Origin of the sequence: Candidatus Pelagibacter sp. HIMB1587 (assembly GCF_052047775.1) — a bacterium.
GTDB lineage: Bacteria > Pseudomonadota > Alphaproteobacteria > Pelagibacterales > Pelagibacteraceae > Pelagibacter.
Window position 1 is genome coordinate 366,662 of the sequence record NZ_JBNAJJ010000001.1, and the last position, 15,846, is coordinate 382,507.

The window sequence follows — 15,846 nt, forward strand, 5'->3', positions numbered from 1 at the left end:
AAACCTAAAGTTTTTTCTTTAAAATCTCATTTACTAACTGAGGGTTAGCTTTTCCACCTGATACTTTCATTACTTGTCCAACAAAGAAACCAAATAATTTAACTTTACCAGATTTATATTCAGTAGCTTTATCTCTATTGCTATCAATTACTTTATCAATTAAAGTCTCTAAAGCTTTTGGATCGCTTTCTTGTTTTAAACCTTTTTCTTCAACAATTTTTTTAGGATCCTTGTCCCCTTCCATCATTTGTTCAAAAACAGTTTTTGCAATTTTTCCAGAAATTGTGCCATCCTTAATTAAATTAATTAATTTTGATAAATTACCAGCACTAATTGGACTATCGGTTATTTCTAAATTTTTTTCATTAAGTGCAGCAAATAATTCACCTATGATCCAGTTTGTTGCTAATTTAACGTCTGATTTTTTAACAACATCTTCAAAATAATTTGAAGTTTCAATGTCTGAAACCATGATATTTGCTTCATATGGAGTTAATTTAAATTGATCTATAAATCTTTTTTTCTTTTCATCGGGTAACTCCGGTATTTCAGATTGTAATTGATTTATGAATTCTTCAGAAACTTCTAATGGTAATAAATCAGGATCTGGAAAATATCTATAATCATGAGCATCTTCTTTTGATCTCATAGATCTTGTTTCATTTTTTTTAGTATCAAAAAGTCTTGTTTCTTGATCAACAGATTGTCCATCTTCAATTAAATCAACTTGCCTATTTGCTTCATATTCAATTGCCATTTGCATGAATTTAATAGAATTAACGTTTTTAATTTCACATCTAGTACCAAAATCTTTTGTTCCTTTTTTTCTTACAGAAACATTAACATCTGCTCTCAAAGATCCTTCCTGCATATTACCATCACAAGTTCCTAAATATCTCATTATTGATCTTAATTTCTTAATATAAGCATTAACTTCCTCTGGTGATCTTAAATCAGGTTTGCTAACAATTTCCATTAAAGCTACACCTGACCTATTTAAATCAACAAAGGTGTTTTTTGGATCTAAATCATGGATACTTTTACCCGCATCTTGTTCTAAGTGTAATCTTTCAATACCAACCTCTTTTTGACCATCCGGCATATCCAAAATAACTTTACCTTCACCGACTAATGGGTCCTTAAATTGAGAGATTTGGTATCCTTGTGGTAAATCAGCATAAAAATAATTTTTTCTATCGAATACTGATCTTTTGTTAATTTTAGCTTTTAATCCTATTCCAGTTTTAATTGCTTGCTTAACACAAAATTCATTAATCACTGGAAGCATTCCAGGAAAAGCAGCGTCTACTAAACTTACCTGAGTGTTTGGTTCAGCACCAAATTTAGTAGCTGACGTAGAAAATAACTTTGATTGGGAAAGTACTTGAGCATGAACCTCTAAACCAATGACAACTTCGTATTGATTGTCATTTCTATTAATTAAATATTCTGACTTTTCTTTACTCACTTAATCCACCAATCAGTAATTTTATTTTTAAAATTAATTTTTTCTTCCATTGCATAAGCAATGTTTAAGATATTTTGTTCATCAAATGCTTTTCCAATAATTTGTAAACCTAAAGGGTAGCCTTTGCTGTCATGACCAGCTGGAATAGAAATTCCTGGTAAACCTGCTAAATTTACAGGAACAGTAAAAATATCGTTTAAGTACATTGAAACTGGGTCATTTGTTTTTTCACCAATTTTAAAAGCAGAACTAGGGGTTGATGGAGTTAATATTGCATCTACTTTTTCGTACGCTTCATCAAAATCATTCTTAATTAATTTTCTAACTTTTTGAGCTTTCAAATAATATGCATCGTAATAACCTGAAGATAAAACATATGTACCTATCATTATTCTTCTTTGAACTTCGGCTCCAAATCCCTCTGATCTAGTTTTTTCATACATATCAATAAGGTTTTCTCCATCAGCTCTAAAGCCATATTTAACACCATCATATCTTGCAAGATTAGAAGATGCTTCAGCTGGTGCCACTATATAGTAAGTTGGTAAAGCATAATTTGTGTGTGGAAGAGAAATATCAATTATTTCCGCACCACAATCTTTAGCATACTCAATACCTTTCTGCCAAAGATCATCAATTTCTTTTGGCATTCCATCAACTCTATATTCTTTTGGTATACCTATTTTTTTTCCTTTAATGTCTTTTGTTAATTCTTTGCTGTACTGGTTTCTTTTAAAATCAATAGAAGTTGAATCTTTTTGATCGTGTGAGCTAATTACCTCTTGCAACAAAGCACAATCTTGAACATTTTGAGCCATTGGACCAGCTTGATCAAGAGAAGATGCAAAAGCAACTATTCCGTATCTTGAACAACTACCATAAGTTGGTTTTAAACCCACTGTACCTGTAAATGACGCCGGTTGTCTAATAGATCCACCTGTATCAGTTCCAATTGTAATTGGAGTTAATTGTGCTGCTACAGCAGAAGATGAACCACCAGATGAACCACCTGGAACTAAATTTTTATCAATCGGATTTTGAACATTGCCAAAAAAACTTGTTTCATTTGATGATCCCATTGCAAATTCATCACAATTTAATTTACCAATAAGAATTGCTCCCTCATTCCAGATATTCTGAGTAACAGTAGACTCATAAGTAGGTACAAAATTGTTTAATATTTTGCTACCAGCTGTTGTTCTTACATTAGCTGTACAAAATAAATCTTTTACAGCCATTGGTATTCCTGGTAATTTTAAATCCAATTTTGGGTTATCATCAAATTTTTTAGCTTTATCTAAAGCATTACTAAAATCTTCAGTAATATAGGTGTTTAATTCTTTTGATTTTTCTGATCTATCAACAAAAGCTTGGGTAACTTCTGAAGAAGAAAGTTTTTTTTCTTTAATATTATTAACTAATTCAGAAAGTGTTTGCTTGGTTATATCAGACATTATTCTATAACTTTTGGTACAACAAAATAATCTTCATTATCTTTTGGAGAATTTTTTATTATTTGTTCCCTTAAATTTTTACTTTTAACTTCATCAGGTCTTAATTTTAAAGTCGTTTCAGCCACAGATGTAAGTGGTTCAACATTTTCAGTTTTAAGTTCATTGAGTTTTTCAATAAAATCAAAAATTGAATTCAAATCACTAGCAAGTTTTTCAGCTTTTTTCTCATCTACTGAAATTCTTGATAATTTAGATATATGCTTTATGGTTTTAAGATCGATGCTCATATGATATTTAAATATGACGCAAACTATCACTATAGTTTAAAATATACAACATGATCACAATAGAAGAATTTAAAAAAAAACAGTCAGAAAAATGTCGTTTGATAGGTTTAGATTTAGGCTCAAAAAGAATTGGTGTATCAATTTGTGACGAAAAGCAATTAATTGCTACCCCTTATAAAACTATACATAAATCAAAAAATAATGAATTAATTGAAGAGTTAAAAAACATTATTCAAGAAAATGACATCAAGGCAATTATCATTGGTTATCCTTTAAATATGGATGGATCTTCAGGCTCTTCAGCACAGTCGGTCAATGATGTATCTAAAAATATAGATAAAGAGATAGATGTTGATGTGTGTCTCTGGGATGAGAGATTGTCAACTGTTGGTGCTTTTAATTTATCAAGTCAATTAGATGTTAATGTATCTAAAAGAGAAAAAAATATAGATCAAAACGCAGCAGCTTTTATTCTTCAGGGAGCCATAGATTATCTAAATAATTAATCCTTGCCATTCAATAGCTTTATAGTTATAGAGTTAATTTTAATGGCAAAAAACATCAAAGCTATTAAAATTTCTCAAAAACATTTGTTAGGTATCCAAGATTTATCAGTTAATGATATTAACTACATTTTAGATGAATCTGAAACTTTCATTAAATTAAATCAGAGTAAGAACAAGAAAATTGATGTTCTTAGAGGCAAAACTCAAATTAATCTATTTTTTGAACCATCAACAAGAACACAAAGTTCATTTGAGTTAGCTGGAAAAAGACTTGGTGCTGATGTGATGTCAATGAATATGAATAATTCAGCAATTAAAAAAGGTGAAACATTAATTGATACAGCAATGACACTAAATGCGATGCATCCTGACATTATTGTAATAAGGCATCAAGATTCTGGAGCATGCAATTTATTATCTCAGAAAGTAAATTGTGTAGTACTAAATGCTGGTGATGGAAGGCGTGAGCACCCTACTCAAGCATTACTGGATGCTTTAACAATAAGAAATAGAAAGAAAAAAATTGAAGGATTAAAAATTGCTATATGTGGAGATATTCTTCATTCCAGAGTCGCAAGATCAAATATTTATTTACTAACAATGCTTGGTGCTGAAGTAAATATTGTTGCCCCAACAAATTTGATGCCAAAAGAAATTGAAAAGTTTGGTGTTAATACTTTTACCGATATGAAAAAAGGATTGAAAGATTGTGACATTGTAATGATGCTAAGATTACAAAATGAGAGAATGACAAGTTCTTATTTGTCATCAAATAGAGAGTATTATGAATATTACGGTTTAACACCTGATAAATTAGATCATGCTAAACCTGATGCACTAATAATGCATCCTGGCCCAATGAATAGAGGTATCGAAATAGATACTAGATTGGCAGACGATATAAATAAAAGTGTAATCAAAGAGCAAGTTGAACTTGGAGTTGCTGTAAGGATGGCCTGTTTAAAAATATTTTGTGAATAAATGAAAAAACAATACTTTATTAACGCAAATATAATTGATCCTCAAAATTCAATTAATGAAAATGGAGGACTTATTGTTGGAGAAGAAGGTAAAATTGAAGCAATAGGGAAAAAAGTAAATACAAATAATTTACCGTCCAGAGAAAAACCAATTGATTTAAAAGGAAAATATATATTCCCTGGTTTAGTCGATATGAGAGTTTTTGTTGGAGAACCTGGGTATGAGTATAAAGAAAATTTTAGAACTTTAAGTAATGCAGCTCTATCTGGAGGAGTAACATCTGTAGTAACAATGCCTAACACAGATCCTGTAATTGATAATGTTTCAATAGTAGATTTTTTAAAACGAAGAGGACGAGATAAATCTAAGATTAATATATTTCCATGCGCATCTCTTACGCAAAATGTAGAAGGAACAAATATGACGGAATTTGGATTGTTAGCTAGTAAAGGGATTGTAGCTTTTACAGATGGTGTAAAAACAATTCAGAATACTAGATTAATGTCAAGAATAATGAATTCAGCAAAGGATTTAGGATGCCTCATAATGCAACATGCTGAGGATTATGAGTTAGCAAAAAACGGTATGATAAATTCGGGTATAATCGCTACAAAACTTGGATTATCAAGTATACCAGATGTGGCTGAGAGAATAATTATTGAAAGAGATTTAACATTGTTAGAAAAAATAAAGTGTCGATATCACATATCTCAACTATCATCAGGCAAATCAGTAGAAATCATTAAACAAAGGAAAAATGATATTAAATTTTCTTGTGGAGTTTCAATAAATAACCTTTCCTTAAATGAAAATGATATTGGAGATTTTAAAACATTTTTAAAATTATCTCCACCATTGAGAAAAGAAGAAGATAGATTAGCTTTAGTCCAAGGATTAAAAGATAAAACAATTGATGTCATTGTTTCAGATCATAAACCTGAAGATGAGGAATCAAAACGATTGACATTTTCGCAAGCAGCAACCGGTGCTTCTGGTATTGAAACTTTATTGTCTTTAAGTTTGGAACTATTTCATAATGGATCTGTAAAACTTGAAACAATAATCCAAGCACTAACATCTAATCCAGCTAAAATTTTAAATATCAATAAAGGAAATCTTTCAATTGGTAATGATGCTGACTTTTGCATAGTTGATATAAATAAACCTTGGATTGTAAAAAAAGAAAATTTAATTTCTAAATCTAAAAATACGTCTATTGAGGACAAAAAACTTCAAGGAAAAGTAACCAATACATTTGTAAAAGGTAAAGAATTATTTAAGATATAAAAATGGAATTATTAACAATAGGTATTATCTCATACCTAATGGGTTCTATCCCTTTTGGGTTAATATTGACTAAAATTTTTTTAAAAAAAGATATCCGAGATATTGGATCAGGTAACATTGGTGCAACAAATGCTCTAAGAACAGGAAATAAATTTATTGGTTATTCAACTTTAATACTTGATATAGTTAAAGCAGTTATTCCAGTTTTATATGTAAAGGTAAATTTTCCTGATCTGATTTATGTATCAGCTTTATGTGCCTTTCTGGGTCATGTTTTTCCAGTTTGGTTAAAGTTTAAAGGTGGTAAGGGAGTAGCAACTTATGTTGGTATATTATGCAGTATGAATATAATGTTTGGAATAGTTTTTGGTATTTGTTGGCTTGTAACTTTTTTTATTTCTAAATTTTCATCATTAGCATCATTAATTGGATCCTTTTCAGTTCCTGTTTATTTATTTCTGTTTGAATCAACAGAAAATGAATTATTTTTTGGAATAATGTTTATTTTAATATTTTATACTCATAGAGAAAATATTAAACGACTGATAAATAAAGAAGAAAACAAGACTAAAATTTATTAATTTGACTATCAAACACTTTTAAGTAGTTTGTTAAATTATGAATCTAGTCATAGTTGAAAGTCCTGCAAAAGCTAAAACCATCAACAAATACCTTGGTGATAATTATACTGTTTTAGCAAGTTATGGGCATATAAGAGATTTACCATCCAAAAATGGATCCGTTGATCCTGATCATAATTTTAAAATGGAATGGGAAGTTGATAGTTTTTCAAAAAAATATTTAAAAGAAATAACTGATGTTGCAAAAGAATCCTCTAAAATAATACTTGCGACTGACCCTGACCGTGAAGGAGAAGCTATAGCATGGCATGTTAAAGAATATCTGGATGAAAAAAAACTTTTAAAGGATAAAGAAATTGAAAGAGTTGTTTTTAATGAGATAACCAAAAAAGCAGTAATTCATGGTATTGAAAATCCACGACAAATCGAACCTTTGTTGGTGGATGCTTATATGGCAAGAAGAGCTCTTGATTACTTGGTTGGTTTTAATATCTCTCCAATACTTTGGACTAAACTACCTGGATCAAAATCAGCTGGAAGAGTTCAGTCTGTAGCTTTAAAATTGATTACTGAAAGAGAACATGAAATAGAATTATTTAATCCAGAGGAATTTTGGACACTTACCCTAAAATTTGGAGATGATAATAAAAACACTATTACTGCAAGCATCTCTCAATTATATGGTAAAAAAATAGAAAAATTTACTTTTAGAGACAAGAATAGCATTGAAAAAGCAATCAAAGAAATAAAAGAGAAAAAATTTCAAATAACAGATATTTCATCAAAAGTTGTAAAAAGAAACCCCTCAGGTCCATTTACAACTTCGACATTACAACAAGTAGCATCTAGTAGATTGGGTTTTGGAGCTTCAAGAACAATGCAAATTGCACAAAAACTATATCAAGGTGTTGAGATTGATGGTGATACTGTGGGATTGATTACTTATATGAGAACAGATGGAACTAATTTATCAGCTGATGCAGTAAATGATTTTAGAAATTTTATTAAAAATGAGTATGGTAATGAATATTTGCCTGGATCTGCAAATAATTATTCTGGTAAAAAAGCTAAAAACGCACAAGAAGCTCATGAAGCTATTAGGCCAACTGATATAAATAGAACACCCGACACTTTAAAAAAATATTTAAGCAGTGATCAACAAAAACTATACAACTTAATTTGGTCTAGAGCTTTGTCTTCGCAAATGGAAGTTGCCAAATTTGATAGAAATACCATAACAATAGAATCTGAAGATAAACAAACAATATGTAAGGCAAGTGGCTCTGTACTTAAATTTGATGGTTTTTTAAAAGTTTACTCAAATACAAGTAAAGATGATGATGAAGAAATTTTACCAGAAATGTCTAAAGGGCCAGTTAATATTGAAGCATTAATGGATGAACAACATTTTACACAGCCACCTCCGAGGTATTCTGAAGCAAGTTTAGTAAAAAAATTAGAAGAATTGGGAATCGGTAGACCTTCTACTTATGCAAGTATAATTTCAACTATAGCTAATCGTGGTTATGCAGAAATAGTAAATAAAAGGTTTTTTCCAACTGATCGTGGAAAACTTATCTCTGCCTTTTTAGAAAAATTATTTTCTAAATATGTAGATTATAACTTTACTGCAGGTTTGGAAGATCAATTAGATGAAATTACAACTGGTAAAGAAAGCTGGATAAAAGTTTTAGAAATGTTTTGGAAAGATTTTAATAATAACGTTTCTGAGGTTAAAGAGAAAAGAACTAGAGAAGTTTTAGATCTTTTAAATGAAAGTTTAGGTGCTTTAATTTTTGATACTGATAAAGATGGAAACGTTGTTCGAAAGTGCCAACTATGTGATACGGGTTCACTAAGTCTTAAAAATAGTTTTAGAGGTGGAGCTTTTATAGGATGTTCAAATTATCCAGAGTGTAAATTTACTAGACCCTTGTCTAAAGCAAAAGCAGCAGCTCAATCACAGTTAGCAGAACCTAAATTTTTAGGAAAACATGAGAATGGTAATGATATATATTTGAAAAATGGAAGATTTGGTCCCTATCTTCAATATGAAAAACTTAAGGAAGAGGAATTAGAAGAGACAAAAACTAAAAAAAAGAAAAAAACCAAAAAATCTAAACCAGATGTTAATGAATTAATTAAAAATGTTTCTATACCAAAAGGTTTAGAGTTAGAAAGTATAGACTTAGAAAAAGCTCAGTTTTTATGTTCTCTACCAAAATCAATTGGTGTTAATCCTGATAATCAAAAAGAAATCATTTTAAATACTGGAAGATTTGGTCCTTATCTTAAGTGTGAAAATAAATCTGCTAGAATAGAGAATATTGATGAAATTTTCTCTATAGGATTAAATCGAGCAATTACTCTCATTGCTGAAGCGAAACCAGGCAGAATGTCTTCTTCAATTATTAAGGATTTAGGAGAACATCCGGAAGACAAAAAACCAGTTAGAGTTATGAAGGGACAATATGGTCCTTATATTAAATATAAATCTTTAAATGCAACAATTCCTGAGGAAAAAGATCCAACAGAGCTTACAATGGAAGAAGCTTTAATCTTAATTGAAAAAAGAAGAGAATACGACAAAAATAAAAAAGGCAAAAATAAAAAGAAAAAATGAGAAAACTATATATAATTTTCATAGTTTTTTTTTTAAAAAGTAGCTTTTCATTTGCAGAAGAAAATAAATGTAGTGAATTTAAAAAATTATCAAAAGAGTACATAGAATGTAATGCAAAAAAATTAAAGGAAGCGAGTTCAAAAAAAGCTCAAGAATTAAAGGATGGAACATCAAAAAAAACTCAAGAATTAAAGGAAGGAACTTCTAAAAAAGCCAAAGAACTGAAAGAAAATCTTGTAGAAATTGGAGATAAAGTTAAAAATAAGATTAAAAAAAAGGAATAGTTAATGAATTTTGATAAAAAAATAGAAGAATTAAAAATAGTACTTCCTGAGGCGAAGGCTCCTGTTGGATCTTATGTGGCAACAAAAAAAACTGGAAATTTACTTTTTATTTCTGGTCAAATTTCAATTAATGAAAATGGAGAATTAATAAAAGGAAAGGTTGGAAAAGATTTAAGTACAGAACAAGCGTATGAAGCTGCAAAAAGATGTGGATTAAGTTTAGTTGCTCAAGCAAAAGCTGCTTGTGATGGAAATTTATCTAAAATAAAATCATGTATCAAATTAACTGGATTTGTTAACTCAACAAATGACTTTACTGAACAACCAAAAGTAATTAATGGAGCTTCAGATTTAATTGCATCAATATTTGGAGATGCTGGCATGCATACAAGAGCTGCGGTAAGTACTAATAGTTTGCCACTAGGAGTTTCCGTAGAAGTTGATGCTATTTTTGAGCTAAACTAGACTATCTTCCAATACCAAAATAATTGATATTTAATTTTTTCATTTTTGAAGGAGAATACATGTTTCTCATGTCATAAATTTTAAAATTTCTCTTTTTTACTAATTTTTTAAAGTTTAATAATTTAAAATCATTCCATTCAGTATGTAAAATTATTAAATCACTATTCAAGCATGCAGCTTTTATATTATTAAAATGCTTAACATTTTTTAAATTTTTAAATTCCTCCTTCTCACCAGTCGGATCAAAGTATCTAATTTTGCAACTTTTTTTACTAAAATACTTAATCATAGGTATGCTAGAGGCTTCTCTCATATCATCTGTATTTGGTTTAAATGTTACTCCAAGAAATGTAATTGTTTTATTTAAAAGTTTACTATTTAAAATTTTCTCAACTCTTTTTATTGATAAAAATCTACGTTTATCATTCGATGAAACTACAGTTTTAACGATAGACAAATCTGTATTAAATTTTTTACCTGTATCAATTAAAGCTCTGGTATCTTTTGGAAAGCATGATCCTCCATAGGCTGGTCCTGCTCTCAAAAATCTATCACCTATACGCTCATCAGATCCCATACCAAATGAAATGTCTTTTACATCTATACCCGCTTTTTCACAAAGATTTGCAATCTCATTAATAAATGAAATTTTTGTAGCTAAAAAAGCATTTGAAGCATATTTTATTAACTCAGCACCTCTTCTAGAGGTATTAAAATATCTACTATTTTTCTTTATTATGGGCATGTAAAGTGACTTTAAAATCTTGTTGGCTTTTTTACTATCAGTTCCAATAACTACTCTATCTGGATAGATAAAATCTCTTATGGCCTCACCTTCTCTTAAAAACTCAGGATTAGAAACGATATCGACTAATTTTCTTTTTTTTAAATTTTTTAAAATATTTTCAATTTTATCACCAGTAGTTACTGGGACTGTAGATTTAGTTATTATTATTTTGTAACTTTTAATTATCTTTTTTAATTCTTTTGCAACACTAAAAACATATTTTAAATCAGCTGAATTGCTATTTTTTTTAGTTGGAGTTCCAACGCATATAAAAATTATATCTGAACTTGAAACTGCTTTTTTTAAATCTGTAGTAAATTTCAAACGATTATGTTTATAATTTTTTTTTAATATTTCTTCTAAACCAGGCTCATAAATAGGAACATTACCTTTATTCAATTCTTCTATTTTTTTTTTATCTTTATCTACACAGTAAACAGTATTACCAACATCAGAAAAACAGACACCACTAACCAAACCAACATAACCTGTACCTATCATGCAAAGTTTCATATTTTTCCTATTTCTTTGTTTGAATTAATAAATCCTTGCATTGTACCACAATCTAAATATTTACCTGAAAAATTATGTGCAATAAATTTTTCACCTTCTTTAATTAAAGTCTGAATAGCATCTGTTATGTGTATTTCACCACCATTACCAGGTTTTTGCTTGGATAGTTTATTAAATATTGTTTTAGGAAGAATATATCGTCCAATTACTGCTTTATTAGAGGGAGCATTTTTAATTGAAGGTTTTTCAACCACTCCATCAATGTAATAATCATTTTTTGATATTTTTTTGTTTAAACTATAGATGCCCCATCTTGAAACTGTTTTGGAATTAACTTTCATACTGGCCATTACAGAAGATTTATGTTCATGATGTACTTTAATCATGTCTTTGGAGCAGTTTTTTTTTATTATCAAATCATCAGGTAATAACATTAAAAAATATTTATCTTTTATATATTTTTTAGTTTTAAAAACAGCATCGCCTGTCCCTTTGGGTATATTTTGATATACAAATTTTATTAATTTTTTATATTTTAATATTTTTTTATATTCAGCAATTATTCGGGGATCTTTTTTCTTTCTAATAATTTTTTTATAAAAAGAATCACTATAAAAATAATTTTTAATCATCTTTTTTTTATTTGATATGATGAAAACAACTTCTTTAATTCCAGCCTCAATACACTCATCTAAAATATATTCAATTCCTGGCTTTCCATTTATTGGGAGTAGTTCTTTTGCAAAAACACTTGTTAAAGGCAATAGTCTAGTTCCTTGACCTGCTAGAGGAATAATTGCTTGTTTAATCATATAAATGTTTTACTTATCTAAATTTCTAATACAAATGAAAATTATATTAAATAATAATTCATTATATAAAGCTTTAAGGCCATTTAATGATGTTGGGTTTGTTCCCACAATGGGGAGTATACATGAGGGTCATATATCACTTATAGAAAGATCAAACAGAACTTGCAAAAAGACAATAGTAAGTATTTTCGTTAACCCCAAACAATTTAACAATAAAAAAGATTTTAAGAACTATCCCACCAATATTAAAAAGGATATTAAAATTTTAAAAAAAACTAAAAAAGTAGATTTCTTATACATCCCAAAATTTAAAGACATTTATAATAATAATAAAAAATCAAACATAAAAATCGCAAATAAAGACAAAATTTTATGTGCTAAATATAGAAAAGGGCATTTTGAAGGAGTTCTAGATGTAATGGGAAGATTAACAAATCTAGTAAATCCAAAAAAAATATTTATGGGCAAAAAAGATTATCAACAATATTTCTTAATAAAAAATTATCTAAAAAATAAATGTAAAGCCTCTATTATTCCATGCAAAACAATCAGAAATAAAAGTAAAATAGCTTTGTCTTCAAGAAATAATCATTTAGACTTAAATGGAATTAAAAAAGCAAGTTTTTTGAGCAAAAATTTAATTAAATTTAAAAGAAATTTAGCAAATAGTAAAAAAATAAAACAAAATTTAAAAATTCAAATGAAATATTTTGAGAAGTTTTTAAAAATTAAAATTGAATACTTGGAATTAAGATCAATTAAAAATCTTAAAATATCTAATACTGTTAAAGGCTCAAGTTTATTTGTTGCTTACTATATTGATAACATAAGATTAATTGATAACTTTTAAAGAAAGTAAGCCCCAACACCTAAAAATGACACAAAACCTATTACATCAGTAATGGTCGTAACAAAAACACTAGATGCAATTGCGGGATCAATATTCATTTTTTTTAATGTAAAAGGAACGAGTATACCAAACAGTCCAGCTATAATCATCGTTAGTACCATTGATATTGAAATAATTATTGAAAGAATACTATCTTGAAACCAAATTTGAACAATTAAAGCACTTATTGCGGCAAATATAATTCCATTTAATATACCAATTGAAAATTCTTTAAAAACATTTGATGAAAAATTATTTTGGGTTAAGTCATTTGTTGCAATTGTTCTGACTGTAACAGCTAATGTTTGCATTCCTGCATTACCGCCCATTGAAGCAACAATTGGCATTAGGAAAGCAAGAACAACCATTTGCTCAATAGTTGCTCCAAACAGACTAATACACCAAGTAGCTAAAAAAGCGGTAAATAAATTCAGTAAAAGCCAGTTAAATCTTCTTTTAGTTTTTGTAACAACACCATCTGTAATTTCCTCATCACCTACACCTGCAAGTCTTAATGCATCTTCCTCAGCCTCTTCTTTTAATACTGTAAGAACATCATCGTTCATTATCATTCCTACCAATTTATTATTTTTGTCAATTACGGCTGCTGAATTTAGATTGTAATTTTCAAATAGATTGGCCACCTCTTCTTTATCCATATCTACAGGCACTAATAGTTGAGATTCAGACATAATGCTTGCCATCTTTGTGTCTCTCGGTGAAGTAAGCACTCTTGATGATGGAACTGTTCCAATAGGTTTAAATTCTTCATTAACAATAAAAATTTCCAAAAATTCCTCAGGCAGATCTTTATTTTCTCTTAGGTAGTCAATTGTTTGACCTACAGACCAATTGCTTGGTATAGCTGTAAACTCACGCTGCATAAGTCTAGCAGCAGTATCTTCAGGATAGCTTAAGCTTTCTAACAGAGCAAATCTGTCTTTAGGTGGTAATGAGCTTAATATAGTGTTCTTGTCTTCTTCGGGTACATTTTCTAAAATCGAAATAGCATCATCTGACTCAAGGTTAGTAAGAATAGTTACAATTGAGTCTGAAGATAAATATTTAATTATTTCAGTTTGTATAGACTCATTTAATTCTACAAAAACCTCTGCATCAATATTAAAATTATTTAATTTAATTAAACTTTCTCTATCACTAATGCTTAAGTGTTCAATTATGTCTGCTGCATCAGCAGGGTGCATTTCATTGAATGAGTCATTAATAAATTTTGCATCATTGTTAGCTATTTTAGAGGTAACAACTCTCAAATACTCTTTATTGAATTCAAAATTTACTTTTTTATCTTTAGTTTTTTTAATTAAAGACATAAATGTACCTATAATTTAGTTGTGCACTATTAATACATAATTAAAATATTACAAATTTTAAATGGATATAGAGATCAAAAAGTCAATAAAACCGGTAAATTATTTTGAGGCAATTGATCTATTAGAGTCTAGATTAAAAAATATTACAGCTAATAAAGAAAAAGAGTTAATTTGGATTTTAGAGCATCCTGAAATTTTTACTGCAGGTACATCTTATAAAGAAAATGAAATAATTGATAAATCAATTGATCTATTAAAAACAAACAGAGGTGGAAAAATTACGTATCATGGTCCAGGTCAATTAATTTGTTATTTTGTTATTGATCTAAGAGAAAAAAAAGACATTAGAAAATTTATTACAACCATTGAAAACACAATTATTCAAAGTTTAAAAAAATATAATATTGAAACCTTTCCTGATAAAGAAAATATTGGAATATGGTATAAGGACAAAAATGAAATTCAAAAAATTGCTGCAATAGGTATTCGAGTGAGTAAGTGGATTGCATATCATGGATTTGCAATAAATGTTGATAACAACCTAGAAAATTATAAAAAAATAGTACCTTGTGGAATTTCAGATAAAGGTATTACAAATTTAAAAAAAATTTCAAATCAAGATTATTCTAACTTAAATAATGAAATTATCGAAAATTTTATTTCAAATTTGAAAAACTAAGTCTTTTTGATTTTAACAACTTTTTAAAATATTCTGGTAATAAGGCTGAATAAGTATGCTTCATATCATTAATTTTAAATTTAATTTGATACGAGTGCAGCATAAGATTTTTATTTATACCTTTATCTGACTTAGATAGTTTATATTTGGTATCACCAAATATAGGATTTCCAATTGCAAAAAGTTGTTTACGTAACTGATGTTTTCTTCCAGTTATTGGTTTTAACTCCAATAAAGACGCTTCAGAATTTTTATCTATTACCTTGAATATAGTTTTTGCTTTTTCAACTAACTTTTTATCTCCATCATATCTTATTAAGTCATCATCCCAAACACCTGTATTTTTGTTTATTTCTCCTTGGCATATCGCAAGATAAGTTTTGTGAACTTTTCTTAATCTAAATAATGATGTTAGTAACTGTGCGCTCTCTCTATTTTTCGCCATTATAAATACACCAGATGTATCTTTGTCTAATCTATGAACAGAAAAAGGTTTTGTTCCTTTAAAAATTTCACTCTTTGCGAAAATATCAACTAAGTTTTTTTTAGATTTTGTACCACCTTGTACTGATATTCCTGATGCTTTATTTAATACAACAAAATTATCATTATCATCAATTATTTGATCTTCGTTTGATTTTATTATTTCTTTAGTTGGTAGAAATTTTATTTTTTTTTGTTCTACTCTTTCTTTAAATTCAATATTAAAGATATTTATTTGATCTCCTTTTTTTATTTTGTGAGAACTTTTAACTTTTTTTTTGTTAATTTTAATTTTTCCTGTCCTAAGATATTTTTCAATTAAACCTTGAGGTATTTTTCCAATATTTAATCTCATCCATCTATCAACACGCATATCATTACACGTTGAATCAACGATGTATGACTTGTTCATGACT

General features: G+C 28.5%; 16 protein-coding genes. 9 read left to right on the forward strand and 7 right to left on the reverse strand.

The annotated features are described in order from the left end of the window. Positions 1–4 precede the first annotated feature (4 nt). Genes gatB through gatC form a run of 3 tightly spaced genes read right to left on the reverse strand, consistent with a single transcriptional unit; the run spans position 5 to position 3,209 of the window. Entirely contained in the window at positions 5–1,468 is a 1,464-nt protein-coding gene (gatB, locus tag ACTTBE_RS02055; RefSeq protein ID WP_440676955.1) for an Asp-tRNA(Asn)/Glu-tRNA(Gln) amidotransferase subunit GatB, read from the reverse strand. Further along, entirely contained in the window at positions 1,465–2,922 is a 1,458-nt protein-coding gene (gene gatA / locus ACTTBE_RS02060) for an Asp-tRNA(Asn)/Glu-tRNA(Gln) amidotransferase subunit GatA (RefSeq protein ID WP_440676956.1), read from the reverse strand. Before gatA ends, gatB begins: the two co-directional genes overlap by 4 nt. After that, positions 2,922–3,209: an Asp-tRNA(Asn)/Glu-tRNA(Gln) amidotransferase subunit GatC gene (gatC, locus tag ACTTBE_RS02065; protein WP_075506772.1), complete on the reverse strand. Its 288-nt coding sequence runs from the start codon at positions 3,207–3,209 to the stop codon at positions 2,922–2,924. The genes gatA and gatC overlap by 1 nt, the downstream gene beginning before the upstream one ends. 50 nt (positions 3,210–3,259) lie before the next feature. Here gatC and ruvX point away from each other — a divergent pair, with 50 nt between their 5' ends. Genes ruvX through ACTTBE_RS02100 form a run of 7 tightly spaced genes read left to right on the forward strand, consistent with a single transcriptional unit; the run spans position 3,260 to position 9,936 of the window. Then, positions 3,260–3,715, forward strand: a complete 456-nt coding sequence (gene ruvX / locus ACTTBE_RS02070; RefSeq protein WP_440634565.1) for a Holliday junction resolvase RuvX — start codon at positions 3,260–3,262, stop codon at positions 3,713–3,715. Between the two features lie 42 nt (positions 3,716–3,757). Next, entirely contained in the window at positions 3,758–4,696 is a 939-nt protein-coding gene (locus tag ACTTBE_RS02075) for an aspartate carbamoyltransferase catalytic subunit (protein ID WP_440676957.1), read from the forward strand. Further along, positions 4,697–5,983, forward strand: a complete 1,287-nt coding sequence (gene pyrC / locus ACTTBE_RS02080; RefSeq protein ID WP_440676958.1) for a dihydroorotase — start codon at positions 4,697–4,699, stop codon at positions 5,981–5,983. Positions 5,984–5,985: 2 nt separating this feature from the next. Then, positions 5,986–6,564 carry a glycerol-3-phosphate 1-O-acyltransferase PlsY gene (plsY, locus tag ACTTBE_RS02085; RefSeq protein WP_440676959.1) on the forward strand — a complete coding sequence of 193 codons (579 nt, stop codon included), beginning with the start codon at positions 5,986–5,988 and terminating at the stop codon, positions 6,562–6,564. A 37-nt stretch (positions 6,565–6,601) separates the two neighbouring features. Next, positions 6,602–9,187 (forward strand): type I DNA topoisomerase, encoded by a 2,586-nt coding sequence (gene topA, locus ACTTBE_RS02090; RefSeq protein ID WP_440676960.1) that lies wholly within the window; start codon positions 6,602–6,604, stop codon positions 9,185–9,187. Then, the gene (locus ACTTBE_RS02095; protein ID WP_440676961.1) at positions 9,184–9,471 is read left to right on the forward strand and encodes a hypothetical protein; all 288 of its coding nucleotides are present in this window, start codon (positions 9,184–9,186) and stop codon (positions 9,469–9,471) included. Before topA ends, ACTTBE_RS02095 begins: the two co-directional genes overlap by 4 nt. 3 nt (positions 9,472–9,474) lie before the next feature. Continuing rightward, a complete protein-coding gene (locus tag ACTTBE_RS02100; protein WP_440676962.1) occupies positions 9,475–9,936 on the forward strand; it encodes a RidA family protein in 462 nt (153 codons plus the stop codon). Position 9,937: 1 nt separating this feature from the next. Here ACTTBE_RS02100 and ACTTBE_RS02105 read toward each other — a convergent pair whose 3' ends face one another. Both ACTTBE_RS02105 and ACTTBE_RS02110 read right to left on the reverse strand, forming a co-directional pair. Next, positions 9,938–11,236: a UDP-glucose dehydrogenase family protein gene (locus tag ACTTBE_RS02105; RefSeq protein ID WP_440676963.1), complete on the reverse strand. Its 1,299-nt coding sequence runs from the start codon at positions 11,234–11,236 to the stop codon at positions 9,938–9,940. Further along, positions 11,233–12,048, reverse strand: a complete 816-nt coding sequence (locus ACTTBE_RS02110) for a sugar phosphate nucleotidyltransferase (RefSeq protein ID WP_440676964.1) — start codon at positions 12,046–12,048, stop codon at positions 11,233–11,235. Before ACTTBE_RS02110 ends, ACTTBE_RS02105 begins: the two co-directional genes overlap by 4 nt. A gap of 4 nt (positions 12,049–12,052) precedes the next feature. On the opposite strand from ACTTBE_RS02110, the gene ACTTBE_RS02115 reads away from it, so the two are divergent. Then, positions 12,053–12,898: a pantoate--beta-alanine ligase gene (locus tag ACTTBE_RS02115; RefSeq protein WP_440676965.1), complete on the forward strand. Its 846-nt coding sequence runs from the start codon at positions 12,053–12,055 to the stop codon at positions 12,896–12,898. Here the strand turns inward: ACTTBE_RS02115 and mgtE are convergent. Beyond that, positions 12,895–14,268 carry a magnesium transporter gene (gene mgtE, locus ACTTBE_RS02120; protein WP_440676966.1) on the reverse strand — a complete coding sequence of 458 codons (1,374 nt, stop codon included), beginning with the start codon at positions 14,266–14,268 and terminating at the stop codon, positions 12,895–12,897. The two genes, ACTTBE_RS02115 and mgtE, sit on opposite strands and share 4 nt — an antisense overlap. Positions 14,269–14,329: 61 nt before the next feature. Here mgtE and lipB point away from each other — a divergent pair, with 61 nt between their 5' ends. Continuing rightward, complete coding sequence (lipB, locus tag ACTTBE_RS02125) at positions 14,330–14,947, forward strand: lipoyl(octanoyl) transferase LipB (protein ID WP_440633441.1); 618 nt, start codon at positions 14,330–14,332, stop codon at positions 14,945–14,947. Here lipB and ACTTBE_RS02130 read toward each other — a convergent pair. Further along, positions 14,925–15,842, reverse strand: coding sequence for an RluA family pseudouridine synthase (locus ACTTBE_RS02130; RefSeq protein ID WP_440676967.1), 918 nt, complete (start codon positions 15,840–15,842; stop codon positions 14,925–14,927). The two genes, lipB and ACTTBE_RS02130, sit on opposite strands and share 23 nt — an antisense overlap. Between the last annotated feature and the right edge of the window lie 4 nt (positions 15,843–15,846).

Excerpts from the sequence above, each read along its gene's own strand:
- gatA (WP_440676956.1), bottom strand. The coding sequence starts at position 2,922 with ATGTCTGATATAACCAAGCAAACACTTTCTGAATTAGTTAATAATATT.
- gatC (WP_075506772.1), bottom strand. The coding sequence starts at position 3,209 with ATGAGCATCGATCTTAAAACCATAAAGCATATATCTAAATTATCAAGA.
- ruvX (WP_440634565.1), top strand. The coding sequence starts at position 3,260 with ATGATCACAATAGAAGAATTTAAAAAAAAACAGTCAGAAAAATGTCGT.
- ACTTBE_RS02075 (WP_440676957.1), top strand. The coding sequence starts at position 3,758 with ATGGCAAAAAACATCAAAGCTATTAAAATTTCTCAAAAACATTTGTTA.
- pyrC (WP_440676958.1), top strand. The coding sequence starts at position 4,697 with ATGAAAAAACAATACTTTATTAACGCAAATATAATTGATCCTCAAAAT.
- plsY (WP_440676959.1), top strand. The coding sequence starts at position 5,986 with ATGGAATTATTAACAATAGGTATTATCTCATACCTAATGGGTTCTATC.
- topA (WP_440676960.1), top strand. The coding sequence starts at position 6,602 with ATGAATCTAGTCATAGTTGAAAGTCCTGCAAAAGCTAAAACCATCAAC.
- ACTTBE_RS02095 (WP_440676961.1), top strand. The coding sequence starts at position 9,184 with ATGAGAAAACTATATATAATTTTCATAGTTTTTTTTTTAAAAAGTAGC.
- ACTTBE_RS02100 (WP_440676962.1), top strand. The coding sequence starts at position 9,475 with ATGAATTTTGATAAAAAAATAGAAGAATTAAAAATAGTACTTCCTGAG.
- ACTTBE_RS02105 (WP_440676963.1), bottom strand. The coding sequence starts at position 11,236 with ATGAAACTTTGCATGATAGGTACAGGTTATGTTGGTTTGGTTAGTGGT.
- ACTTBE_RS02110 (WP_440676964.1), bottom strand. The coding sequence starts at position 12,048 with ATGATTAAACAAGCAATTATTCCTCTAGCAGGTCAAGGAACTAGACTA.
- ACTTBE_RS02115 (WP_440676965.1), top strand. The coding sequence starts at position 12,053 with ATGTTTTACTTATCTAAATTTCTAATACAAATGAAAATTATATTAAAT.
- mgtE (WP_440676966.1), bottom strand. The coding sequence starts at position 14,268 with ATGTCTTTAATTAAAAAAACTAAAGATAAAAAAGTAAATTTTGAATTC.
- lipB (WP_440633441.1), top strand. The coding sequence starts at position 14,330 with ATGGATATAGAGATCAAAAAGTCAATAAAACCGGTAAATTATTTTGAG.
- ACTTBE_RS02130 (WP_440676967.1), bottom strand. The coding sequence starts at position 15,842 with ATGAACAAGTCATACATCGTTGATTCAACGTGTAATGATATGCGTGTT.